This window comes from Vibrio sp. ECSMB14106, from assembly GCF_000972265.1.
Lineage (GTDB): Bacteria > Pseudomonadota > Gammaproteobacteria > Enterobacterales > Vibrionaceae > Vibrio > Vibrio kanaloae.
In genome coordinates, this window is record NZ_LAUM01000026.1 from 1 (window position 1) to 24,949 (window position 24,949).

A 24,949-nucleotide genomic window follows, 5' to 3' on the forward strand; every position below is an offset into this window, starting at 1 on the left:
TGAGAGATGAGCGCTAAACAGACCCAGCTTCGGCTGGGTTTTTTATTGCCTGTTGTTTGTCGAAATTATACAGCGCGCTCTAACATTAGGGGCAGCGTCTAGGGTGGCTTTAAGTCGCTTTAACAAGAAAGTAAGGGGGTTGTTGGCAACTAATGATTGGTATTGCTGTAGTTGACTGAGGGCGTATTTACAACGAGGTGAGGTGTGACTCAGCGCCGCTATTCAAGGAACTAGCAAAGTAAGCAGGCACAAAAAACGCTACCCTTAGGTAGCGTTTTAATTAAAGCAGATAAGTAATCGAGATTACTTAGTTACTTTAAGAACTGGAGTTTCGCCAACAGTTACAGAACCAGAAAGCTTGTTCAGCTCCTTGATTTCGTCCATGTTAGAGATAACAACTGGAGTAAGCGTAGATTTCGCTTTCTCTTCTAGAAGCGCTAGGTCGAAAGTGATGATAGTGTCACCAGCTTTAACAGATTGACCTTCTTCAGCTACGCGAGTGAAACCTTCGCCTTTAAGTTCAACAGTATCGATACCGAAGTGAACGAAAAGCTCAACACCGTCGTCAGACTCGATAGAGAATGCGTGGTTAGTTTCGAAGATCTTACCGATAGTACCGTTAACTGGAGCTACCATTTTGTCGCCAGCTGGTTTGATCGCGATGCCGTCACCAACGATTTTTTCAGCGAAAACTACATCTGGCACATCTTCGATGTTTACGATTTCACCAGAAAGAGGTGCGATGATTTCGATTGCACCAGCATCAGCGCTGTCATCAGATACAAGCTTTTTCAGTTTGTCAAACAGACCCATTGTGTCATGCTCCTAACGTTTAGTTTTATTCTATAGAATATACTATACCAATCTAACAAATTAGACGACTATTTTTAGCCGTCTAACTTTATTAAGCATTTGGCGATTACTGAGTTTTCTCAGCGATGAACTTTTCTACGCAAGCTTCAATTTCAGCAGCTGTTGGTAGAGATAGTGCTTCGTCAGCCATAGCTTTAACTTCAGCGAAGTTAGAGTTACGGATTACTTTCTTAACTTTAGGGATAGAGATACCGCTCATAGAGAACTCATCTAAACCCATACCAAGAAGAAGTAGCGTCGCACGTTCATCACCAGCAAGCTCACCACACATACCTGTCCATTTGCCTTCAGCGTGTGATGCGTCGATCACCTGCTTGATTACTGTAAGAACAGCAGGAGATAGCGGGTTGTATAGGTGAGAAATCATTTCGTTACCACGGTCTACCGCAAGAGTGTATTGCGTTAGGTCGTTAGTACCGATAGAGAAGAAAGATACTTCTTTCGCTAGGTGATGTGCGATTGCAGCAGCTGCTGGAGTCTCAACCATTACGCCGATTTCGATTTCTTCATCGAAAGCTAGGCCTTCAGCGCGAAGTTCAACTTTGTACTCTTCGATTGCTTTTTTCAGTTCACGGATCTCTTCAACAGAAATGATCATTGGGAACATGATACGTAGTTTACCGTGTGCAGATGCACGTAGGATACCACGCAGTTGGTCACGTAGGATTTCACGACGATCCAAGCTGATACGTACTGCACGCCAGCCTAGGAAAGGGTTCATCTCTTGTGGAAGGTCCATGTATGGTAGGTCTTTGTCGCCACCAATATCCATAGTACGGATAATCACTGACTCGCCTTCCATTGCTTCTGCTACTTCTTTGTAAGCAGCGTATTGCTCTTCTTCAGTAGGAAGCGCGTCACGGTCCATAAATAGGAATTCAGTACGGTACAGACCAACACCTTCACCGCCGTTACGTAGGATACCGTCACAGTCTTTTACTGTACCGATGTTGCCACAAACTTCTACACGGTGACCGTCTAGAGTTTCAGCATGCAAATCTTTTAGTTTTGCTAGTTCAGCCGCTTCTGCTTCGAAATCTGCTTTGATTTTCTTAGCTTCTGTTAGTTCTGCTTCAGAAGGGTTGATGATGATCTTGTTGTTCATCGCGTCCAGCACAAGCATGTCGCCGTTCTTAACTTGCTTAGTGATATCGTTAGTACCAACGATAGCTGGAAGCTCAAGAGAACGTGCCATGATTGAAGTATGAGATGTACGACCGCCGATGTCACAAGCAAAACCAAGAACGTAGTCTAGGTTGATTTGTGCAGTTTCAGATGGCGTTAGGTCGTAAGCAACTAGGATAACTTCTTCATTGATGTCTGCTAGAGAAACAATGTTGATGCCTAGTGCATTTTTAACGAAACGAGTACCGATATCACGGATATCAGTTGCACGTTCTTTTAGGTACTCATCATCAAGAGACTCTAGTGCAACAGCTTGCTCTTCGATCACAGTGTGGATCGCGTTGTCTGCGTGCATTTTATCTTTCTTGATGAGTGCTAAAATCTCTTCTTCTAGCTCTTCATCTTCAAGCAGCATGATGTGGCCTTCAAAGATTGCTTCTTTTTCTTCGCCAAAAGTTTCAAGTGCTTTTTGCTTAACAACTTCAAGTTGTTGAGAAGATTTGTTGCGAGCGTCAAAGAAACGCTGAACTTCTGCTTCAACTTGAGCGTCTGAGATAGGTTGAGTGTTTAGGACAATTTCATCTTCTTGAAGTAGTAGTGCTTTACCGAAAGCAATACCAGGAGATGCTAGGATGCCTGAAATCATAGCTTTACCTTAGTTGTTCAACTGTAAACGGGAGAGTGTGTAAATTTAAGTCGTCGACTAATGCCGCGCTTATTCCTATCTATTTCGAACAAAGCCACTTTGATATGCAAAATGGCTTTGAAAGAAGGAGACCGTATTAGTGTAGTTGATCCATAAGAGCAACTAGGTGGTCTACAGCTTGTTGAGCTTGAGGGCCTTCAGCTGAAATAGTTACGTTAGTCCCTTTTACTAGGCCTAAAGTTTGTAGTTTGAACAGGCTTTTCGCGCTAGCGCTTTTGCCGTTAGAAGTCACAGTGATGTCAGCGTCGAAAGATTTTGCTTCTTTTACGAACTGTGCAGCTGGACGAGTGTGAAGGCCGTTTTCTGCTGTGATTTCTACTTGCTTCTCGTACATTTTATATACCCCAATTAATTTATTTTTTGTAAGTTTGTAACCAGATTAGCTTAACTGCTTTAGCCCAAATGCGCTAGAGACTGGTACGCCATGTTCGTGTTAGAACTTAGACTGGTTATAAATTTTTATCCAGCCATGGTCATCTTTTGTTGAGTACTCATGACTTTCTGAATTTGTTTATTGCTTCTTTTATTTTGAAGCGAAAAATAAAACAGACCCGATATTACCAAAGGTAGGGCAGGGATCAACAAAAAAGCCCCTAAACGGGGCTTTTTTGGACGAAAAATTGATTTGACCACATATTATTGTTGGTTCTCTTTTTCCGTAAAGAGACCTGCAAATAGGGCTGTACTTAGGTAACGTTCACCAGAGCTTGGTAGCACGGTAACAATGGTTTTTCCTGCAAATTCAGGGAGTTCTGCAATTCTGTTTGCCGCTACTACTGCGGCGCCAGATGATATGCCTGCTAGGATGCCTTCTTCTTTCATTAGCCGTTGAGCCATCTCAATCGCTTCTTCAGAAGTTACCGATTCTACGCGGTCAATAATGTCTAAATCTAGGTTTCCTGGGATGAAACCAGCACCAATACCTTGGATTTTGTGCGGAGCCGGCTTGATTTCTTCGCCCGCAAGCGCTTGTGCAATCACTGGAGATTCTGCTGGTTCAACTGCTACTGAGGTGATGGCTTTGCCTTTTTCACCTTTAATGTAGCGACTCGTACCTGTGATAGTACCGCCCGTACCAACACCGGCTACAAACACATCGACTTCACCATCAGTTGCTTCCCAAATTTCAGGACCTGTTGTTTGTTCATGAATTTGTGGGTTTGCTGGGTTGTTGAATTGTTGTAGGAGTAGATATTTCTCTGGATCTGAAGCAACAATCTCTTCTGCCTTGGCGATTGCGCCGTTCATGCCTTTTGGTGCTTCAGTCAGCACTAGGTTTGCACCAAGCGCTTTAAGTAGCTTACGACGTTCTAGGCTCATTGACTCAGGCATCGTTAGCGTTAGCTTGTAACCGCGTGCGGCTGCTACAAATGCAAGTGCAACACCTGTGTTACCACTGGTCGGCTCAACAAGCTCGATACCTGGTTTCAGAGTACCTGCTTTTTCTGCTTCCCAGATCATGTTTGACCCGATACGACACTTGACACTGAAGCTTGGGTTACGAGCTTCGATCTTAGCTAGAACGTTACCTTTGCTTACTTTGTTAAGGCGGACTAGAGGCGTGTTACCAATCGTTAGGGTGTTGTCTTCGTAGATCTTGCTCATGCGATATTCCTTCATTTAATGACAGAACTAAACGTAGTATATCAATCACTTTACCGTCTAGTGTCTTTCGATGTTTGTTTAGCTTGAATTTAGGGTAAACAAGTTGAAAAAAAGTAAAAGGATTAAAAAGTTATATCATATAGATATGTAGCGGAGGTCACGCCTACCTTTATTGAGGTCAGAACTTAAAGAAGATAGGCGTTGTTAAAGAGAGAGTGAAGGTTATAGACGAGAACGCAGAGCTTGGTCTTTAAACTCAACAACCCACATGGCTGTGGCGCCACAAACCGCGACTGGCATCACGATCAGGTTTAAAATTGGGATTGTCGTAAAAACAGAAACAAGCGCGCCGAAGCTATAGGTCTTACCTTGTTTTTGTTTCAAATTGTTTCTCATATCATCAAATTTTATTTTATGGTTATCAAATGGGTAATCAGCGTACTGGATTGCGAGCATCCATGCGGTGAAGATGAACCATAAAAATGGTGCAACGGTTTGCCCCAGTGCTGGAATTAATAAAAGTAGGAATAAGCCGATCGCTTTTGGCAAAACGTAGACAAGCTTGCGCCATTCTCTGGCTAATATACGTGGCGTATCTTTGAGAACATCGAGTAAACCGTCGTCATTGACTTTATTGCCGCTAAGCAGTTCTTCTACCTTTTCCGAGAGCAAGCCATTGAACGGTGCGGCGATGAAGTTAGCGAGTGTGCTAAAAAAATACGAAAATGTTGCCAATACGGTTAGTACTAGTAGTGGCCATAAAATATATGACAACCATGATAAGAAGCTTGGTAATGCCCCAATCCATCCTTCAATCCAAGTGTTTAGGTTAGAGAAAATATAAAACAAAGCACCACCAACAAGTAATACGTTAGCGATAAGAGGAAGTAGTACAAACTTACGAATACTCGGTGATAAAGCGATCTTTATTCCGAAAATAAAGTAGCCAAAGCCTGAGCGAGGAATAGATTCAATAGTCATATTTAAATTGGGTCACATGTGAATTTGGTTAAATAGCAAACATCTCTAGTGTACTCGACCGAAATTAAGAAAAAAAGCGTGGCGAAAATCACATCAAGTAAGGAACTAATTGTATTAAGTTGTTCTAAAACGGTGGCTACTTTTGATAGAGTAGTGAGATTGGTCAAATTAACCTAACTTAGTGACAGCGTTTTAATAGCTAGTGACTACGAAAGCTGAGAGCGAAAAATGCAGGAATTGCGATTTGTACTCATTATTGTTGGCGCATTAGCTATCGCCGCATTATTGTTCCACGGTCTGTGGACGAGTAAGAAAGAAGGGAAAGCAAAGTTTGGAGATAAGCCGCTTGGTAAGCTTGAAAACGATCGCTTAGGTGAGCCTGAAAATATCCCAAACCGCTCATTCGCCCCAGAAGATGATTTCGAGATAATCAGAAAAGAACGTAAAGAGCCGGATTTTGCTGCTTCACCATCCGAGACTGATCCTTTGATTGACTCAGATCCGCTAACAGCACCACCAATGAAAGAAGTTTACGAAGATGATATTGAATTGAATGATCTTCCTTCTTTCAGTGTTGAAGAGCCAATCAAGGTTGAAAGCGAATCTAAAGAGGTTGAAGAACAGAAGGTTGTTGAGCCTGAAGTTCCAAGTTTTGAGCTGACCGATGAGCAAAAAGAAAGTCACGCTGGTTTTCAAGAACAATATGGCTCGCTTGAGGAAAAAGTAGATGAAACGATTGAAGAACCATTGGTGTCCAGTGAGCCGGTCGTTGCTGAAGAAACCATTGTTCCACAAGATGCCTCATCAATTGAGTCAGAAGTAAAGCAAGATGAAGACCTTGGTCTTGAAGTGATCGTTCTTAATGTACATTGCGCTGGAGAGGTTCCATTTATTGGCACTGAACTCTTCCGTAGCATGGAGAACAATGGTCTAACTTATGGTGAAATGTCTATCTATCACTGCTTTGCACAACCTAGTGATGATCCAAAAGTTATTTTCAGCGTAGCAAATATGATGCAACCCGGTACCCTAGAACACGATGATCCTGCTGACTTTACAACGAAAGGCATTTCATTCTTTATGACGCTGCCATGCTACGGTCAAGCTGATCAAAACTTCAATGTGATGTTGAGTGCAGCGCAAAAAATTGCTGACGATATGGGTGGAAATGTCCTAGATGAGTCTCGCAATTTAATGACACCAAGCCGTTTGTCTGACTACCGTAAACAAATCAGAGACTTTATGATGGCATCGAATGCCTAGCCGTATTCTTTAGCCTTGTAAATAATCTATATTTATAGAAAAGGGCTCCTAAGGGAGCCCTTTTTGATATTTCAATCACGATAGAGAATGATATGAAAGAATCGATTCAAGTTACCTTAGAGCAGTTAAGAGAAACTCTGCATTATCATGCCGTTCGTTATTACGTAGAAGATACTCCAGAGATTCCTGATGTCGAGTACGATCGATTAATGCAACAGTTGCTAAAAATCGAACAAGAAAACCCTGAACTCGTGACGGCTGATTCGCCAAGTCAACGTGTCGGCGGTCAGCCTTTAGATGGCTTCACTCAAGTGACCCATGAAATCCCAATGCTTTCTCTGGACAATGCATTCTCTGACGAAGACTTGGATGCGTTCAATAAGCGCATGTCTGATAGAGCTCCAACCGCAAACCTCAAAACTTTCTGTTGTGAACCTAAGCTTGATGGCCTTGCAGTAAGCTTGCTCTATGTGAATGGAACCTTGGTTCAGGCTGCGACTCGTGGTGACGGTGCTGTTGGTGAAAACATCACAGAAAACGTGCGCACGATCAGTTCGATTCCACTTAAGTTGCAAGGCAAAGGTTGGCCAGAGCGTATTGAAGTTCGTGGTGAAGTATTTATGCCAAAAGCGGGCTTCAATAAACTGAACGAACTGGCGTTGAAAAAAGGTGAGAAAGTCTTTGTTAACCCACGTAATGCCGCTGCTGGTAGCCTACGTCAGCTTGATTCACGTATTACGGCTAAACGACCTCTGGCTTTTTATGCCTACAGTGTTGGTGTTGTAGAAGGCGCAGAGCTTTCCAAGAGCCACTATCAACGCTTCTTGCAGCTGAAAGGCTGGGGTTTGCCAATGTGTCCTGAAACTAAACAGTTGAGCTCGTTAGAGGATGTAAAGGCGTACTACCAAGATATTATGGCACGTCGTGATGCTCTGTCTTATGAGATCGATGGCGTGGTTATCAAAGTCGACGATATTGCGGCGCAAGAAGTGCTTGGCTTTGTTGCTAGGGCGCCTCGTTGGGCTATTGCTTACAAGTTTCCGGCTCAAGAAGAAATCACTCTGTTAAATGACGTTGAGTTTCAAGTTGGCCGTACAGGGGCTATTACGCCTGTCGCTAAACTAGAGCCTATCTTTGTTGGCGGCGTAACGGTAAGTAATGCCACGCTGCACAACGCTGATGAGATAGCTCGTTTAGGTGTGAAGGTAGGCGACAGCGTTATTATCCGCCGAGCTGGTGATGTGATTCCGCAAATTGTGGCCGTTGTACAAGATCGCCGCCCAGCTACGGCGACAGACATTGTTTTCCCTGATGCTTGCCCTGTATGTAGTTCTGCCGTTGAGCGTGTCGAAGGTGAGGCTGTTGCGCGTTGTACTGGTGGTTTGGTGTGTCAAGCACAGCGAAAAGAAGCGCTTAAACACTTTGTTTCGAGAAAGGCTCTCGACGTTGATGGGCTGGGCGTGAAAGTAATAGAACAGCTTGTAGATCGCGAAATGGTCGAAACTCCAGCAGACTTGTTTAAGCTCAGTGCAGGCGTGATTACGGTTCTTGACCGAATGGGGCCTAAGTCAGCACAAAACGTGGTGAGTGCGCTTAATAAGGCCAAAGAGACGACATTAGCGCGTTTTCTTTATTCACTCGGTATTCGTGAAGTAGGTGAAGCAACGGCAATGAACCTAGCGCAGCACTTCAAGACGCTAGAGCTGGTTCAAGCGGCAACTCACGAGCAGTTAGTCGAAGTGTCAGATATTGGTAACATCGTCGCTAGCCATATCACAGGTTTCTTTTCACAAGAGAAAAACAGAGCAGTAATCGACCAGCTAGTAGAACTTGGTGTGAACTGGCCACAGCTCGAAGAGGCTGCCGATGACCAAGAACTACCATTAGAAGGTAAGGTCGTTGTGTTAACAGGCTCACTCTCTCAACTTGGTCGAAGTGAAGCTAAAGCTGCATTACAAGCGCTAGGTGCGAAAGTAACGGGCAGCGTATCTAAGAAAACCGACATCTTATTCGCTGGTGAAGCGGCAGGTTCTAAACTAACTAAAGCACAAGATTTAGGTATCGAAATAAGAACAGAAGAAGATCTAATTGCCCTTATTTCGTAAGTAAATTCAGATAAAAAAAGCTCAAAGGCACTCCTTCAAGGGAGTGCCTTTTTTGTGTTTGTTATAAATTGATAGTCTTTTTAATTGTTGAGAATTTTGTTCCTATACGAACTATTAAGTTAGGACAGTGATGGCGTTCAATATTAATGAAATACCATTTTGGTTGTAAGATAAATGCGAGTCACTTCAATTTTATGGAAATTGAATTTAAGTTAAAGCATTGATTTAAATGAACTAAACTGGTTTATTGTATAGGTTTTACAATTTATCGACCGAGATCACTAAGCACCCAGTAAATTTGCACTAACTCATATTTTTTTAGATGAAAATTAAGTTCTCATTGATCTTTTTGAGGGCGAAGTTAGTCTTAATGCCATGGATGCACACGATGTGTATAACCAGAAAGGAAATAGAGAATTCAGTGTTAAGGGTTCTCAAACAAGAAAAGGTATTTCTCTCTACGGCGGCCAACTTTAGGTGAGGAATATTTAAACAGCTATATCCATTTTTAGGAGTTTTATTCCATGGAACACAAAATTTTCAAACGTACTCTACTAGGTGCCTCAGTTGCACTTTTATCAACAGGCGTAATGGCGAAAGAAGTTGGTATTAACTCTGACTTCAACGTTGATGTTTACGGTGTTGCGGCTATCTCTTTAGTTAACTACAACACAACTGATAATAATGACTCTAGCTCTGGTTACGCAGTAGAGAATGAATCTCGTATCGGCTTCCGTGCTCATAAAGATATGTTTGATGACGTATTAATTACAATGCAGATCGAATCTGGTTACGTAGATAGTACAGACTGGGGACATGGTGGCGTTTCAGGCGGTGTGCTTGGTTTCCGTGATACTTTTGTTGGTGCTTCTGGCTCTTGGGGTAATCTACGTGTGGGTCGTGTTCTTACGCCACTATACGAAATTGTCGACTGGCCATTCTCTAACCCTGGTCTAGGCTCTGTATTCGATTGGGGCGGCATCAATGGTCACTACGATCGTCAATCTAACCAAGTACGTTACGACTCAGCTAAATTTGGTGGTTTCTCTTTTGCAGCTTCTGTTGGTCGTGATGATAACGACAACGGTGGTGGTGCAGCGACTCGTGATGCTAACTTCTTTGGCGCAAGCGCTAAATACAGCTTCGAAAAAGTAACATTTATGGGTGCAGTTGAATCTGGTACTCGTGTAGTTGCCGCTACTGGTGGTGATTGGTCATTTGATGAGAATGGTAACCCTGAGCAAGCTCCTGAAGTCGCTGGCTACGATGATGATACATTCGCATACATCGTTGGTTTTGAGGCTAGCCTACCTGCAGGATTCGGCTTTGCGGCTGCATTTAAAGGTGAAGAGCTAGATAACGGCATCCGTAAGCAAACACAAGATTCTTACTCTATCATTGGCCAATACTGGAATGGTCCAATTGGTTTTAAACTGGGTTACGCAGCGAACCTAGAGTCTGAACTTAACGGTAGCAAAGAAGCTAATACAGATAGCAATACTATCTCTGGTCAGCTAATGGCAGTGCACAACGGATTCGTACCTTACCTACGTGTTGCGGGCCGTACTGTTGGTGACGCTGATACAGATATCGTAACTCGCGTTGGTCTTGAGTACGGTTTCTAAGCTAGAATTATCAGCTTAAACAGTTAGATAAAAACCCAAACGCTGGTAAATTTTTTTGCCAGCGTTTTTCCATAGTGAACATAAGGAATTAGTCATAATGAATAAAGTTAGTGTGGTTGTATTATCATTATTTTTGGGAGCTTGTAGTTCACTCGATTCACAAAGTAATTTCGCAGATTCAGTTGCAGATGTGCAGTCAAAAGGTGGCTACATTCAAGTGACTGGCCAATCTTATGTTGCAGAAAACAGAGCAAATGTAGGCGCAGACATTATCAAGTCATCGCTCTACTTTACGTACAATAAAGAAGTAACACAGAATTCAGCTCCAGAATCGTCAATTACTATGGATGTAAGTTACTTCCAAAGTTACAAAGAGTACCAAACCGTAAGCTTTTTTGGTAAGACGATAGAGTTAGAAGATAGACAAGTTCCAAGAGAGAGCTGCAGCGAACACTGTACAAAAACTCAATATATTAAGTTTCCTCTAAGCGAAGCTGATATCCAGCAAGCAAGAGAAAAGAATTTAGAGTTTACGCTTGATGGACAAAACTCAATAATGAGTACAACTTTCATTGTGCCGAAAGCGTATATCGACACAATTTACAATGGCGCCAATAATCATACTGCGATTGCTATCGCTCCAGTAGCTGCGCCTGTTGCAGCTGTAGTTGCTGAAGAGCCAAAGGCGTCACAAGCTCAAGAGATGGTTAACTACTGGTATGGTCAAGCGACAAAAGAAGAGCAATCGGCAGTGACGAATTGGGCATTCCAAAATCGCAAGAACGCAACACCTGCACTACTAGAAGGCTCCAAAGAAATCGAAATGGTTTCATACTGGTTCAACAAGCTAGACAGTGAAGAAAAATCTCAAACTATGATTTGGCTTTTAGAGCAAGAGTAAGCCTCTAACGTTACGCTCTAGCTATGTTTTTCAACCGCAGTATTGTATAACAACAGTACTGCGGTGATACATTTTAGGCTTACAGGTAAGATTGTGAATATTGGTGAAGTAGCGAAACGTGTTGGTACAACAGCGAAATCCATTCGTTTTTACGAAAGCAAAGGAATGATGAGTCCTCCACTTCGTTCAGAAAACGGCTACAGACAATACGGCGAGATTCACATCGAACAGTTAGAATTTGTATTAAGAGCTAAAATGGTTGGGTTTACCCTTGATGAGTGTAAATCACTGGTTGAGTTGGCAATGAATCCCAATAGGCAAAGCTACGAGGTCAAGCAGAAAGCAACGCAGAAGTTAGATGAAATAGAATTAAAGCTTGCTGAATTAAATAAGATGAAAACTCAACTCCAAGCTTGGGTACAAGACTGCCCCGGCGATGCTTCAACGGAATGCCCTATTTTAAACAATCTATCTGGCCGCAGTTAGTTAGGTTATCTCCGTTACCAATAATTGTCAGGCTGTAAATTATATTACTAGCCTGACTTTAATCTCTTATCACAGCACTTTTCCGCCGTAATGTTTACAGATCAGCAATGGCACATGCGTGACCGCGTTACCATCCAAACACTTAACTATAGGCCCCATATTTCCGTTACCTGGAGACTGACTGCTCGCTAGAGCGCTTCCAAATGATAAACTGAAAACAGCCGTTAGAATTATTAAAAGATGTCTCATACGAACTCCATTAGGTTTATCTCTGATTGAGATAAGTCAAAGTATGGACAAGGAAATAAAAATTTCAAAAACCAGACGGACTTAACATTTTTAATAATTATAATTAAGCGGCAATAAGGCTAACTATTCATATATATAATGGAAAAGAAATCTGACTTTCTTATAGCTTTTTAGCTCAATCAAACTTTTTAGCTTTACGAAATAAGAACTTATTTTCTTTTCAATTCAATCTATCGCAATGATAATTCGAATATTATTAAGACACGAAAATCAAAAAAGCCTGCATCTGTTGAAACTGCAGGCTTTATATAGCACTTGATTATAAAGGTTCTATTATTAGAACTATTCCGTCTAAAGCGATAATCTTAATTTCGGTGCCAGATGGAATATCTTGGCTGGCTTTTGCAGACCAAGAAGAGTCACCGACCCTAATTCTACAGCTACCTTTGTTAACGGCTTCGGTAAGAAAAACGGTTTGACCTACCAGTTGTTTTTCTCTTTGGTTTAACTCTCGCCCCGCATCTGAGTGCTTGTCATTAGACAGTTGTCTTCTCCACCACAACCAAGTGGTGATCAACGAGAAGCTAGCAAAGGATAACCATTGCATCTGCCAGCCAATAGGTAGAGCACCCAAAAGGACACCGACCAGCATGGCAGATATGCCTATCCATAAAAAGTAACCAGCGGTTCCAATTAACTCAAGTGCTAGCAACGCTAGACCAAACGCCAACCAATGCCAATGGTTTACTTGTTCTAGTAATTCGACCATAAGTTAGTCCTTACTGCCTTTGTCACTCTTATGTGCAAACATTTCAGCGATACCAGCTACAGAACCCATTAGGCCTGTGGCTTCGAGTGGTAGCATTATGATCTTGCCGTTTTCAGCTTGGCCAATCGACTTTAGTGCCTCAGTGTAGCCCTGCGCAATAAAGTAGTTTACGGCTTGCATATCACCTTGAGCAATCGCTGTCGAAACCATCTCTGTTGCTTTCGCTTCTGCCTCTGCGGCACGCTCACGAGCTTCGGCTTGCAATATCGCTGCTTGTTTTTCACCTTCTGCTTTCAGGATCTCTGATTGCTTATGACCTTCCGCTTTCAATATTTCGGCTTGTCTAACACCTTCTGCCTCTAGTATATCAGCACGCTTATTTCGCTCTGCCTTCATCTGGGCATTCATCGCAGCGGTAAGGTCAGCGGGTGGTTGTACGTCTTTAATTTCAATACGCGTCACCTTTACGCCCCAAGGGTTGGTTGCTTGATCGACGATATTCAGTAACTTGGTATTAATCATGTCACGCTGGCTGAGCATTTCATCCAGCTCCATAGACCCAAGTACTGTACGGATATTGGTGAGGGTTAGATTGCGAATCGCATGCTCAAGATCGTTCACTTCGTAGGCCGCTTTAGGGGCATCGATAACCTGAACAAAACAAACCGCATCAATAACTACGTTCGCGTTGTCTTTAGAGATGACTTCTTGCGCTGGGATGTCGAGAACGCGCTCCATCATGCTGATGCGCTGTCCTACTTTATCTATAAATGGAATGATTAAGTTAAGACCCGGCTTGAGCGTTAAGGTATATCGCCCGAAGCGTTCAACTGTCCAGTTATTGCCTTGTGGGACGGTTTTCACACCAGCGAAAATAAATAGTAATGCGACGGCAGTAAAGATGCCAATAGTAATTAATGTATCAATAGCCATACAAAATCCTTTGTAAGTGTAAGTTTTTGATAGTCCACTATTGATACTGGCTCATATTTAAAATCTGAGCAAATTTATAAATGAGAAACGGGCTATAAAACATTGATTTTATAGCCCGTTTTGCTTTTTTTTTTTACGACAAGCTAAAGGGTGACTTTATCACTTATAGTTCATTTCAATAGCATGCTTTACTGATTGTTAGTAGAGCAATGAGTACAGTTGGCGACGGTACTTACTCGCAACGGGATTACCTTGTCCAAGTGCACTTAAAATATCCATGAATTCTTTTTTCATGTCGCCATCGAGAGTGTTGAGATCTTTGGTTAAAAAGGACCACAGTAGGTTCATTGATTCTTCGCTACGGTTTACTTGATGGTATTGCAGTGCCAGTTCAGATGCCGTTTTAGCGTCGCTTGGATTTTGCTGAAGAGCGGTTTCTAATGCTTGTATCTCTGGGCTGTCTGATGCCTGTTTGTGAAGTTCCAGTTTCGCAACTAAGCCTTTGTAGTAGTTGTCTTGGTACTCTAGGGGGATTGTCGCTAGTTGAGTTTCAGCAAGGTCAAACTGTTGCGTTTCTAATAAACATTCAGCGATCGCCAGTTTTACTTCACCCTTACTTGTTAACTCTGCCGGTAATTGCTGTATCGCGGCTAGTGCCTGTGCGTGTGCACCGGTTTGCATTTGTTCTAGAGCTTGGCGTAAAGCGAGTTCATCTTGACTAGGTAGGTGTTTACTAAGCATTTCTACAATTGCTTCTATGCTTTGGGGACCACCGAGTCCATCAACAGGTTGGCCATTAACAAAAAGTGCAACGGTCGGCAGTGCTTGAACACCGAACTGGCTAGCAATGGCTTGTTCTTGCTCACAATTCAACAAGGCTAAGGTGAAAGCGCCATTGTATTGCTGAGTTAATGTTTGTAGTTCAGGAATGATTTGGGCGCTCTCTTGGCTCATTGGTGCCCAAAAATGGATGAGTACAGGGGTCTGCATCGAACCTTCTAATACTTGACGAAAGTTCTGCTCATTAAGTTCAACAACATGCGGAGATTGCATTTACGTTCCTTGAGGTTTGTTTTTGTGGATACGTTGCAAATATGGGGGGGTTAGTCGGTAACTTCAAGATCTAACTCGGTTATCTCAGATAAAAAGCCCCAAAAATAGAAAAACGCTATGCTTCGATGTTGATAGAGTTGTTATCTCAACATGGAAGGCATAACGTTATCATTGAGGTGTTCAGTGAGGCGTAGCGTGGGATACTCAAAACAGAATAAACAACGTAATGGCCAGACTCACACCTACCCAATTAAGGCGTTTTAAAGTCATGAAATATCCAGAAGTCGATTCATCAGTTGGGAATAATTGATGATATTGGCTAAATAATGACATCTTATTGTTACGAATAAATTACATCGTTACATTAAAGTTTGCGATCGTGCATTCAAAGTTAGTAATTTATGCGGCTTTTCTCAAAATAGGGTCTAGCAACCGGCTTGGTAGGAGCCTTTTTAACACTGCGAACACCTTGGTTGGTGTAGTCACTCGGTACCTTAACTTAGGCTTATCGGCTGTTAGAGCGTGAAAAACGGGCTCAATGCAACTTTCAGCAGGAAGGACAAAGGCGTTGTTCGACGACTCTTTTTCAAGTCGGTCTTTTTGCTGCTGGTAAGCTGCTTGGTGGACACTGCCTTCGATGCGTATCCACTTATTGAAGGCCTTTAGGGCGTTGGTTCTAAACTGGGTTTCGATAGGACCGGGTTGAAGTAATGAAATGTGTATTCCACTCCCATAAAGCTCTAAACGTAGTGTATCCGTCCAGCCTTCAATCGCGAATTTGGAAGCATTGTAGGCACCGCGATATTTCATAGCGGCGAAGCCTAACACTGAACTGTTTTGTATGATGCGCCCTTCGCCACGTTCACGCATGTGAGGGAGTAGCTGACAAACAAGATGGTGCCAGCCGAAGACGTTGGTTTCGAATTGCTCTCTGAGTCCTTGAGTCGGTAGGTCTTCTAGTGCGCCTGCCTGACCGTAAGCGCCGTTGTTGAACAATCCATACAACCCGTTAGGTGCGAGCTCAATCGCAAGCTTGGCGCCATGTTCAATGCTTTCTTGGTTGGAAAGATCTATTTGAATGCAGGTGAGACCTTCATCTTGAAGGCGTTGAACATCTTGTGGGTCACGGCAAGATGCAATGACATGAAAACCGCGCTTTTGCAGTGCATGAGCACATGTATAGCCAATACCCGTTGAGCAACCGGTGATAAGAATCGACTTTTTCACGCTTAATCCTTTATTAGAGTCTCTATAACTCTAGGGTAAAGAATTAGTCTTGATGTTGTAACAAGTTTTTTAGTGCAGGCTCGATTCTTGAGTAACTAAAGATAAATCCCATTTCGGTGAGTTTCTTTGGTTTGGAGCGAATGCTGTCGAATAATAAACAAGCGGATTCACCCATCAGAAATGACATTGCCCATTTTGGCGTGAACAAGAAGTGTGGTCGACCTAATTGTTTGGCTAATGTGCTACTGAACAGCTTGTTAGTCACAGGGTGCGGAGCGCACATATTAAACTCGCCCTGAGCGTGAGGAATAGACAATAAGTGGTTGATGGCTCTCACCATATCCAGCATGTGAATCCATGGCATGTACTGTTTGCCTGAACCCAATGGTCCACCGACACCGAGTTTGTAGGGCATCAGCATCTTCTTTAGCGCGCCGCCATTTTCGCCTAACACAATACCCGTTCTGAGTAGTATTACACGCGTGCTATCTGATTGGGCTTGCCTAGCAATCTCTTCCCAGTGAGCACAAACTTTATGAGGAAAGCTTTCATCCTTTACTTGCAACGATTCATCAAACGGATGTTGCTGTTGATCGCCATAGTAACCGACGGCTGAGCCACTAATAAAAGCCTTGGGTGGGTTGCTGCTAGCATGAATCAACTCGACTAGCTGTTCGGTGATCTGCCAGCGACTGTTACAGATTCTCGCTTTTTGAGCTTCGGTCCAACGTTTGTCTGCAATCGGTTCGCCTGCAAGGTTAACCACCACATCGAAGTCATTGAGATCGCTCAGTTCATCAAGGGACTGAATGTAATGAAGGTTGTTCTGGTTCAGGTGATTTAGGTTTTTCTTTGCTTTTTCAGGGCTCCGCGTCAGCAATGTCACATCATCAGTGTTCCAACTCTTGACTAATTCAGACCCAATAAACCCCGTACCACCCGTTAACAATATCTTCATACCAATCTCCCTATTAAACATAATTATAGACATGACTTGTTTTTTATCGCCAATCAATACGAAAAAATCACTATAGCGATCAATTGGTTTCAATCGTGTGATACCTAAATTACGCCTTTTTCAATTTACTAAAGAGTGAAGTTAAATTCATCAGGTCAAGATGTGTATCGCTATCACACTTATGGATTTTACTTGGATATGTTACCAACTGCGTAATATCTATCACATAAGGAATGATAAGGATTTGCCATGATTATTAGTAACCTATAACCAGAACCAATTTAAGCAATAAGGAGTTACGATGACGGCAGTGCTTGCTTTGTTTCGAGCCATGTTAGGTAGCTTGCGAGATCTATTGCCTATCGTCGCGGTGATCGCCTTCTTCCAGCTTGCCGTCTTACAAGAGCCGCTTCCTCATATTTTTTCGATTTTAACCGGATTAGTGCTAGTCGTTTTTGGGCTCACTTTCTTTATCTTTGGCCTTGAAATGGGGCTGTTTCCAATTGGCGAATCGATGGCTCAAGCATTTGCCAGAAAGGGGAGTGTGTTCTGGTTGTTGATCTTCGCTTTTTGTTTGGGGTTCGGTACCACTATAGCCGAGCCTGCGTTAACTGCGGTGGCGGCTGAGGCTGCGGAAGTGGCAGCCGAGGGAGGTGTTATCCCCAATACGTTAGATGAAATGGAAGAATATGCAGACGGTCTGCGTTTCACTGTAGCATTGTCGGTGGGTATCGCCATCTTACTTGGGGTGCTGCGAATCTTAAAAGGGTGGCCAATTCAGTACATGATCATCGGTGGTTATATTGGTGTGGTGGTGCTCACCGCTTTCGCCCCTGAAAATATCATTGGGATAGCGTATGACTCTGGTGGAGTGACTACATCCACGATCACCGTTCCGTTGGTGACAGCTTTAGGGGTCGGCTTAGCCTCAGCAATCAAAGGCCGCAATCCTATGGTTGATGGCTTCGGGTTGATCGCCTTTGCGTCACTGCTGCCGATGATGTTTGTCATGGTTTATGGGATGGTGGTGACATGATCACTGCTCAGCAATTTATTGATACTTTTTTAGGCACCGTGATGGATGTGATTCCAATTACGGTGATCATATTTGGTTTTCAACTTGCGGTGCTGCGTAAGCCAGTCAATAACCTAGCCAAAGTGCTGATCGGTTTCTTTTATGTCATCCTCGGTTTGTCTCTATTCTTGATGGGGTTGGAGCTCGCGTTGTTTCCTTTGGGGGAGACGATGGCAATGCAATTGACCGAGCTAAGCTTTCTGACTGATTTTAAGGTCAGCTCTGGCCTAGAATTGGTTTGGTTTGATTACTACTGGGTTTACTTTTTTGCATTCTGCATTGGTTTTAGTACCACTATCGCCGAGCCTTCGTTAATTGCGGTGGCGATTAAGGCGAACCAAGTCTCAGGTGGCAGTATCAGCGTTAATGGGCTGAGAATTGCGGTGGCATTGGGTGTCGCTATTGGTATCTCACTCGGAAGCTATCGGATCGTTGCGGGCGATCCTATCCATTACTACATCATTTTTGGCTATGTCGTTGTGGTCATCCAAACCTTTTACGCCCCTAAACTTATTATTCCATTGGCCTATGATTCTGGCGGGGTGACGACATCTACTGTGACTGTGCCTTTAGTGACGGCTCTTGGATTAGGGCTCGCTTCAACCGTCCCTGGACGAAACCCAGTGATTGATGGATTCGGCTTAATTGCCTTTGCCAGCTTATTCCCGATTATTTCGGTAATGAGCTATGCCCAAATAACACAATGGTTAAACCGTTCATCCCCCCCTAAGGAGAGTAAAGATGCGCTTTAAACTTATCTTAGCGTTTGTAGAAGAGAGCAAGACAGACAGTGTGCTCGATGCCGCCCGTGATGCTGGCGCTACTGGAGCAACGGTGATTAACAATGCTAGAGGGCAAGGCCTGAACCAAAAACGCACCTTCTTCGGATTAACGTTAGAGGTGCAAAAAGATGTGTTGTTGTTTGTCGTCGAAGAGCATTTGGCGAGACATATTTTAGAAACCATCGGTGAAGTTGGGGAGTTCGACCAAGAATCAGGACAAGGGATCGCAGTACAGATCGATGTAGAAGATGCGGTCGGGGTCGCGCACCAAGTTGAGACTTTAACAAAGGTTGTGGAGGATGAGCTATGAGTACCAGTGAAAAGATCCGAGTAGGCGATGTCATGGCCAATACGTATGTGATTATCGATGGGCTAACCACGGTGTTAGAAGCTATTGAGATGGCGAAAAAGCACAAAGTGAAAGCGATCATTGTCGATAAGCGCCACGATGATGACGAGTACGGTATCGTCTTGATGAATGATATTGCCAAGAAAGTGTTAGCGAAGAATCGATCTCCTAAGCGAACCAATGTTTATGAAATTATGACTAAACCAGCTTTGAGTGTCTCTGCAGATATGAATGTGAAGTATTGTGCTCGTTTGTTTGAGCGCTTTGGTATCAGCCGTGCTCCAGTGGTCCGTGAGCACAAAATAGTCGGTATGGTTAGTTACAATAATATCGTGATCAACGGTATGGCGAGAGATGACGTGTAGCATTTAGATACGTACAATAGACTCATAAATTTTATGGAGAAGTACGTGTGAAATTATTTTTTGCTTCAGACTTACACGGTTCGCTGCCAGCAACAGAAAAGGCATTAGAACTCTACCAAGCGTCTGGTGCGCAATATTTAGTGCTATTGGGTGACATTCTGAATCATGGGCCAAGAAATCCGATTCCAGAAGGATACAATCCACCAGCGGTTGCAGAGAAGTTGAATACGTTTTCTCAAGAGATCATTGCCGTTCGTGGTAACTGCGACAGTGAAGTGGATCAGATGTTGTTGTCTTTTCCAATGATGATGGATTACTCATGGGTGTTATTGGAATCGGGTCAGCGTATTTTCTTAACTCATGGTCACCTGTACAACACAACGAAGCGACCAGCACTGAAAGCGGGCGATATTATTGCTCACGGCCATACCCATATTCCAGTTGCTGAGTACCAAGATGATATCTTCATTTTTAACCCTAGCTCGGTAACATTCCCACGAGAAGGGCACGCAGCAAGCTATGGCTTGTATGAAAACAATACGTTTAAAGTGATCAGCCTTGAGGGAGAGCTACTGGTGAGTGGGCTGCTCTAAATATATGGTTGCAGCTGCGAAAGGTTTACTTTGAGTCTGAGTGGCCCAGATCTCTATCTGGAGCAATGATGTTTCGTACTCTTTGCTTCAGAACTTTAGCCTCAGGAAAACCTCCGTCCGCTTTTCTTTCCCAAATCTGTATCCCATTACAAAAGATCTCGAATCGCCCACCCGTATCTGGGTGAAGACTGACTTGATGAATCTCTTCACTAAAGGTATGAAGCAACTCTTGGCATAGCCAGCTTGAGCGCAGCATCCAATTACATTGACGGCAGTAGTGTATTGTTATCGTTGCTTGCGATACTGTTGGATTTGATTCCGTATTCATAGTTAATCCTTTTAATTTTCTATATCAATAGTTTGACGCCAACGGCAAACGTCAATATTTCAAAGGCCGTTTTGACCGTCTGATTACTTGAACGGTTGGCTAGAAATGCACCTAGGCTCCCGCCTATAAATGAGCTAAGTAGAAGTATCGGTAGCCACAACCAGTATATCGGCGCACCAGCCTGTACGATTGCGATACCACCAATGCCATTCCAGAACAAACCAACGCATATCATAGTTAGTGCCACGGCCTGCTTATAAGTAAAACCAAACCAGCGAACCAGAAATAAGGTCACCAACAGTCCTGAACCGGCAGTAAGTGAGCCGTTGATGATACCAATTAGCGCAAGCCCAATACCACCTATGATGTAACCTTTGGTGTCTCGGTTTTTGAGTTGTTCATCTTGTCCCAACTGCTTCTTTAGTCGGGAGTAAACGCCAAGTGCTAAGATCATCGCCCCAAGCACTTTCTGTGCAATGTCGTCGGGTATCAGGAGCACGATATTAGCCCCAATTACCACACCGATACTACCCACAGCTATCAGGTAACAACAAATTTTCCAGCTTAGCGTTCCGCCTTTAATATGGCTATAGGCAGCCCCCAAACCTAACGCGACACTCGCGACTTTGTGAGTCGCTAAGGCGACCGAAAAGGGTAGGCCAAGAAAGATAAGCAATGGGAATTGAAGCAGCCCGGCACCGCCACCTGATAAGGAGGCGAGGGTATTGGCGATTAATGAACCAAAGAAGAGGGCAAGTGAGTTAATCCAGTCCATAGAGTCTCGTATTTGTCAAAACAGCGAACAAAAAAGGGGCATCATGCCCCTTTTTCTATTGGTCTACCGCTTAATGGTATTCAGCTATTCATATACGTAAATAGCGCCCCATTATTAGTTTGAAAACAATACGGTAGAACCGTGATTTAAGCTAGTCAGTAACAGCGCTTTCGGATTAATGATATCAATTCGACGGCTTTGTTCAGCATCCATCTTGATCACCTGAGTTATGAGGTCTAATTGATCTTTAGAGAAATCCTGACGTCGAGCCGACGTGACATCTTTAAACTCAGTCGGAGAGATGAGTAAGTAATTATCGTTGATGTCCCACTGGCCAGTTTCGGATATGTTGATCACATTCGCTGGCGCAGTTTGGGTGCTGTAAAGCCTGACTATTGACATTCTTAAGTAGGTACCGTTTGGTAAATATTTCGCATTCGATGACAGTTCTACTTTACGAAGTGGGCCGATAGAGTCGGCTTGCTTGTTGTCGCTAATCAGAGTCACCATTTTTGCTTGCCACTCGTGTTGAGTTAACAGGTGTTCTATTTTTGCATCATTACCCCAATACAACCAACCACTTAAAAACGCGGAAATAACCAGTAGAATAATGGATACTTTTAATTTCATGTTACTGATCACCTTTACAAATGTCGTTTAAATCCGACTGGTTGGCGTAAATTTTAAGGGTTATATTCTCGCTCGAATATTCTTGTGGGTGGATATAGTTAAGAGCAAGATTATTGGTTTGCCCACCTGTTGCAATCACTTCCGTTGGCTTCAATATACCTGCGTGATTTTTGTTGTAGTACAAGACACACTTTTTAATTGCGGGTAGCCAACTGGTTAGATCTGGGTGGTTGATTGGTGACTGTACTTTCACGCCATCCACTTCAGCTAATGTTTTGAACTCGGATTCTGTCGGGTTAGTCAATGTTAAAACCAGAACCGGCATAATGAAAGCAACAAGTAGCAACCAAAACGTTAACCACTTATTTGTGCTTTTAGTCGGAGTTACATTAGGAGCTCGTGTTGGCTCAGCTTCTACATCGGTTTCTTGAACCTTTGTTACTGGTTCTGGTTCAGCCGTTTCAGCAATGACTTCTTCCGTCATTGTCGTGTTAGCGAACGTTAAGATAGGTTCTACGTCATCTTCGGTAATTTCAGCGGATACTGGCTGATCATTTGATGACATTGGTGCTGAACGTTCAACGGTCGCAATAAATTGATATCCGCGCTTTGGGACCGTCTTTACAAATTCTGGAGATTTGGTCGAATCTTTCAGCATCTTTCTTAGCGTCGATACTGCTTGAGTTAAGCTTGAGTCATCGACCTCAAAGCCTTGATCTCGCCAAACATATTCATGCAATTCATTGCGAGTGATAACTTCATTGGGCCTTTCTGACAGCATTAGGAGAATGCGGCTTTCATTACTACCAAGACGTACGACTTCGCCATCGCTTAGTTGATCAACAAGTGAATTGCTGTTTGGATCAAATACAAACCGCTGTGCGAGAATAAGCTTTGTGCCGATATTACTCATTGAATTCTTCTATTTTGGGTGGTTTTGGGTGAGAAATAGACAAACATTAGGTGAAGTTCAGTCAATTCTTCACCAAATCATGGCTTCTTTTATGTTCTTTTATATTTATAACACTCAAGGATAATAAAAACAGATCAAAAAAACAGTGTTTTTATGGTTTTTGACCTTGAATTTACATTTGTCATCCTCATGTTAATGAACACAAGAGTGACATAAAGTGTTACGCCCTTAAAATTATTCAACATAAAGTATAGATGTTTTGGAGTAAAAATGAGCGAAACAGCAACGCAAAATAAAGAGACTCGTGGCTTTCAATCTGAAGTAAAACAACTACTTCATCTAATGATTCACTCACTGTATTCAAATAAAGAAATCTTCCTACGTGAGCTTATCTCTAACGCATCTGACGCGGCTGATAAGCTTCGTTTTCAAGCCTTATCAAATGGTGACCTTTACCAAGGTGATGCAGATTTAGGTGTAAAACTTTCATTCAATGCTGAAGCAAACACTCTAACGATTTCAGACAATGGTATCGGCATGAGCCGCGACAACGTTATTGAACATTTAGGTACGATCGCTAAATCAGGCACTGCGGACTTTTTCTCAAAATTGTCTGAAGACCAAAGTAAAGACTCTCAACTGATTGGTCAATTTGGTGTTGGTTTTTATTCTGCATTCATAGTGGCAGACGCAGTAACCGTTCGCACTCGTGCGGCAGGTTTAGCGAGCAATGAAGCCGTTCAATGGCACTCTGAGGGAGAAGGCGATTACACCATTGAAGACATCACCAAAGAGTCTCGTGGCACTGATATTATTCTTCATATGCGTGAAGACGGGAAAGAGTTCCTAAATGAATGGCGTCTGCGTGAAGTGATTGGTAAATACTCTGATCACATCGGTATCCCAGTTTCTATCTTAACTGCTGTTAAAGATGACGAAGGTAAAGACACCGAAGAGAAACACTGGGAACAGATCAACAAGGCGCAAGCGCTTTGGACTCGTAACAAATCTGATATCGACAAAGAAGAGTACCAAGAGTTCTACAAGCACGTATCTCATGACTTTGCTGACCCACTAACGTGGAGCCACAACAAGGTTGAAGGTAAGAACGACTACACAAGTCTGCTTTACATCCCAGCCAAAGCACCTTGGGACATGATGAACCGTGACCATAAGAGCGGCTTAAAGCTTTACGTGCAGCGTGTATTCATTATGGATGATGCTGAGCAGTTCATGCCATCTTACATGCGTTTCGTTCGAGGCTTGATTGACTCAAATGATCTACCTCTCAACGTGTCTCGTGAAATCCTGCAAGATAACAAGGTAACTCAATCTCTACGTGGTGCATGTACTAAACGTGTTCTAACGATGCTTGAGCGCATGGCGAAGAATGACAACGACAAGTACCTAGAGTTTTGGAAAGAGTTTGGCCTAGTAATGAAAGAAGGCCCAGCTGAGGACATGGCGAACAAAGAGAAGATCGCTGGTCTACTTCGCTTCTCGTCAACGGAAGTGGATTCTGCTGAACAAACTATCAGCCTAGCGTCTTACGTTGAGCGTATGAAAGAAGGCCAAGACAAGATCTATTACCTAACAGCAGATAGTTACGCTGCCGCTAAGAACAGCCCACACTTGGAGCAGTTCAAAGCAAAAGGTATTGAAGTCGTTCTAATGTACGATCGCATTGATGAGTATGTAATGAACTACCTAACTGATTTTGACGGTAAGCAGTTCCAATCGATCACTAAAGCGGGCTTAGATCTAAGCAAGTTTGAAGGCGAAGAAGAGAAAGAGAAGCAAAAAGAGACAGAAGAAGAGTTCAAATCTGTTGTCGAACGCACTCAAGCTTACCTAGGTAATCGTGTTAAAGAGGTTCGTACTACTTTCAAACTAGCAACAACGCCAGCAGTAGTTGTGACTGATGATTTCGAAATGGGTACGCAAATGGCTAAGCTTCTCGAAGCTGCGGGCCAAGCTGCACCTGAAGTTAAGTACATCTTTGAGATTAACCCTGAGCACGCTCTAGTTAAACAGATGGCAGACGAAGCGGACGAGCATGCGTTCGGCCGTTGGGTTGAGCTGTTACTTGGCCAGGCTATGCTGGCTGAAAAAGGCTCAATGGAAGATCCGTCACAATTCTTGGGTGCAATCAACGAGCTACTAACAAAACGTTAGTCTTTCGACTTTGGGCTAAGCCAATAATTGTATTAAAAAGCTCGCAAATGCGGGCTTTTTTTATGAACGTCTTTGAAAACTCATTAAACGTGGTCAACGTCACCG

General features: G+C 43.1%; 25 protein-coding genes. 11 read left to right on the forward strand and 14 right to left on the reverse strand.

Features of this window, described 5'->3' with window-relative positions; genetic code table 11:
* Positions 1 to 303 precede the first annotated feature (303 nt).
* The 5 genes from crr to cysZ all read right to left on the reverse strand — a co-directional run bounded on the left by crr (position 304) and on the right by cysZ (position 5,290).
* Complete coding sequence (gene crr / locus WR49_RS16040; protein WP_004737851.1) at positions 304 to 813, reverse strand: PTS glucose transporter subunit IIA; 510 nt, start codon at positions 811 to 813, stop codon at positions 304 to 306.
* A gap of 106 nt (positions 814 to 919) precedes the next feature.
* Positions 920 to 2,644 carry a phosphoenolpyruvate-protein phosphotransferase PtsI gene (gene ptsI, locus WR49_RS16045; protein ID WP_017056362.1) on the reverse strand — a complete coding sequence of 575 codons (1,725 nt, stop codon included), beginning with the start codon at positions 2,642 to 2,644 and terminating at the stop codon, positions 920 to 922.
* 136 nt (positions 2,645 to 2,780) lie between these two features.
* On the reverse strand, positions 2,781 to 3,038 hold the full coding sequence (locus WR49_RS16050; protein ID WP_004734263.1) for an HPr family phosphocarrier protein: 258 nt from the start codon (positions 3,036 to 3,038) through the stop codon (positions 2,781 to 2,783).
* 302 nt (positions 3,039 to 3,340) lie between these two features.
* Positions 3,341 to 4,309, reverse strand: coding sequence for a cysteine synthase A (gene cysK / locus WR49_RS16055; RefSeq protein ID WP_046224675.1), 969 nt, complete (start codon positions 4,307 to 4,309; stop codon positions 3,341 to 3,343).
* Between the two features lie 222 nt (positions 4,310 to 4,531).
* A complete protein-coding gene (gene cysZ, locus WR49_RS16060) occupies positions 4,532 to 5,290 on the reverse strand; it encodes a sulfate transporter CysZ (RefSeq protein WP_046224676.1) in 759 nt (252 codons plus the stop codon).
* Positions 5,291 to 5,518: 228 nt separating this feature from the next.
* Between cysZ and zipA the strand changes: the two genes are divergently transcribed.
* The 5 genes from zipA (at position 5,519) to cueR (ending at position 11,670) form a co-directional block, all read left to right on the forward strand.
* A complete protein-coding gene (gene zipA, locus WR49_RS16065; RefSeq protein ID WP_046224677.1) occupies positions 5,519 to 6,553 on the forward strand; it encodes a cell division protein ZipA in 1,035 nt (344 codons plus the stop codon).
* Positions 6,554 to 6,645: 92 nt separating this feature from the next.
* Positions 6,646 to 8,658, forward strand: coding sequence for an NAD-dependent DNA ligase LigA (gene ligA / locus WR49_RS16070; RefSeq protein WP_046224678.1), 2,013 nt, complete (start codon positions 6,646 to 6,648; stop codon positions 8,656 to 8,658).
* A gap of 524 nt (positions 8,659 to 9,182) precedes the next feature.
* The gene (locus WR49_RS16075) at positions 9,183 to 10,283 is read left to right on the forward strand and encodes a porin (protein WP_017056367.1); all 1,101 of its coding nucleotides are present in this window, start codon (positions 9,183 to 9,185) and stop codon (positions 10,281 to 10,283) included.
* A gap of 97 nt (positions 10,284 to 10,380) precedes the next feature.
* Complete coding sequence (locus tag WR49_RS16080; RefSeq protein ID WP_017056368.1) at positions 10,381 to 11,184, forward strand: DUF2057 family protein; 804 nt, start codon at positions 10,381 to 10,383, stop codon at positions 11,182 to 11,184.
* 93 nt (positions 11,185 to 11,277) lie between these two features.
* On the forward strand, positions 11,278 to 11,670 hold the full coding sequence (gene cueR / locus WR49_RS16085; protein ID WP_017056369.1) for a Cu(I)-responsive transcriptional regulator: 393 nt from the start codon (positions 11,278 to 11,280) through the stop codon (positions 11,668 to 11,670).
* A 568-nt stretch (positions 11,671 to 12,238) separates the two neighbouring features.
* Here the strand turns inward: cueR and WR49_RS16095 are convergent.
* From WR49_RS16095 to WR49_RS16115, 5 genes are all read right to left on the reverse strand, one after another.
* Positions 12,239 to 12,688: an NfeD family protein gene (locus tag WR49_RS16095; protein ID WP_046224679.1), complete on the reverse strand. Its 450-nt coding sequence runs from the start codon at positions 12,686 to 12,688 to the stop codon at positions 12,239 to 12,241.
* A gap of 3 nt (positions 12,689 to 12,691) precedes the next feature.
* Positions 12,692 to 13,621, reverse strand: a complete 930-nt coding sequence (locus tag WR49_RS16100; protein ID WP_046224680.1) for an SPFH domain-containing protein — start codon at positions 13,619 to 13,621, stop codon at positions 12,692 to 12,694.
* Between the two features lie 198 nt (positions 13,622 to 13,819).
* Entirely contained in the window at positions 13,820 to 14,674 is an 855-nt protein-coding gene (locus tag WR49_RS16105; RefSeq protein WP_046224681.1) for a co-chaperone YbbN, read from the reverse strand.
* A gap of 399 nt (positions 14,675 to 15,073) precedes the next feature.
* Positions 15,074 to 15,901, reverse strand: coding sequence for an SDR family oxidoreductase (locus tag WR49_RS16110; RefSeq protein WP_046224682.1), 828 nt, complete (start codon positions 15,899 to 15,901; stop codon positions 15,074 to 15,076).
* 43 nt (positions 15,902 to 15,944) lie between these two features.
* Entirely contained in the window at positions 15,945 to 16,859 is a 915-nt protein-coding gene (locus tag WR49_RS16115; protein WP_046224683.1) for a TIGR01777 family oxidoreductase, read from the reverse strand.
* A gap of 301 nt (positions 16,860 to 17,160) precedes the next feature.
* Here WR49_RS16115 and WR49_RS16120 point away from each other — a divergent pair, with 301 nt between their 5' ends.
* Genes WR49_RS16120 through yfcE form a run of 5 tightly spaced genes read left to right on the forward strand, consistent with a single transcriptional unit; the run spans position 17,161 to position 20,023 of the window.
* Entirely contained in the window at positions 17,161 to 17,895 is a 735-nt protein-coding gene (locus WR49_RS16120; protein ID WP_017056376.1) for a DUF1538 domain-containing protein, read from the forward strand.
* Positions 17,892 to 18,686, forward strand: coding sequence for a DUF1538 domain-containing protein (locus WR49_RS16125; protein ID WP_046224684.1), 795 nt, complete (start codon positions 17,892 to 17,894; stop codon positions 18,684 to 18,686). Before WR49_RS16120 ends, WR49_RS16125 begins: the two co-directional genes overlap by 4 nt.
* Positions 18,676 to 19,026 carry a P-II family nitrogen regulator gene (locus WR49_RS16130; RefSeq protein WP_017056378.1) on the forward strand — a complete coding sequence of 117 codons (351 nt, stop codon included), beginning with the start codon at positions 18,676 to 18,678 and terminating at the stop codon, positions 19,024 to 19,026. The genes WR49_RS16125 and WR49_RS16130 overlap by 11 nt, the downstream gene beginning before the upstream one ends.
* Positions 19,023 to 19,430, forward strand: a complete 408-nt coding sequence (locus tag WR49_RS16135; protein ID WP_046224685.1) for a CBS domain-containing protein — start codon at positions 19,023 to 19,025, stop codon at positions 19,428 to 19,430. Before WR49_RS16130 ends, WR49_RS16135 begins: the two co-directional genes overlap by 4 nt.
* Before the next feature lie 47 nt (positions 19,431 to 19,477).
* Positions 19,478 to 20,023 (forward strand): phosphodiesterase, encoded by a 546-nt coding sequence (yfcE, locus tag WR49_RS16140; RefSeq protein WP_046224686.1) that lies wholly within the window; start codon positions 19,478 to 19,480, stop codon positions 20,021 to 20,023.
* Between the two features lie 25 nt (positions 20,024 to 20,048).
* Here the strand turns inward: yfcE and WR49_RS16145 are convergent, their stop codons facing one another.
* The 4 genes from WR49_RS16145 to WR49_RS16160 all read right to left on the reverse strand — a co-directional run bounded on the left by WR49_RS16145 (position 20,049) and on the right by WR49_RS16160 (position 22,669).
* On the reverse strand, positions 20,049 to 20,351 hold the full coding sequence (locus tag WR49_RS16145; protein WP_046224687.1) for a SelT/SelW/SelH family protein: 303 nt from the start codon (positions 20,349 to 20,351) through the stop codon (positions 20,049 to 20,051).
* Positions 20,352 to 20,370: 19 nt separating this feature from the next.
* Entirely contained in the window at positions 20,371 to 21,126 is a 756-nt protein-coding gene (locus WR49_RS16150) for a sulfite exporter TauE/SafE family protein (protein WP_017056382.1), read from the reverse strand.
* Positions 21,127 to 21,240: 114 nt separating this feature from the next.
* On the reverse strand, positions 21,241 to 21,756 hold the full coding sequence (locus tag WR49_RS16155) for a regulatory protein ToxS (protein ID WP_046224688.1): 516 nt from the start codon (positions 21,754 to 21,756) through the stop codon (positions 21,241 to 21,243).
* Between the two features lies 1 nt (position 21,757).
* A complete protein-coding gene (locus tag WR49_RS16160) occupies positions 21,758 to 22,669 on the reverse strand; it encodes a transcriptional regulator (RefSeq protein WP_046224689.1) in 912 nt (303 codons plus the stop codon).
* Positions 22,670 to 22,939: 270 nt separating this feature from the next.
* Between WR49_RS16160 and htpG the strand changes: the two genes are divergently transcribed.
* Positions 22,940 to 24,844 (forward strand): molecular chaperone HtpG, encoded by a 1,905-nt coding sequence (htpG, locus tag WR49_RS16165; RefSeq protein WP_046224690.1) that lies wholly within the window; start codon positions 22,940 to 22,942, stop codon positions 24,842 to 24,844.
* Positions 24,845 to 24,949: the final 105 nt, after the last annotated feature.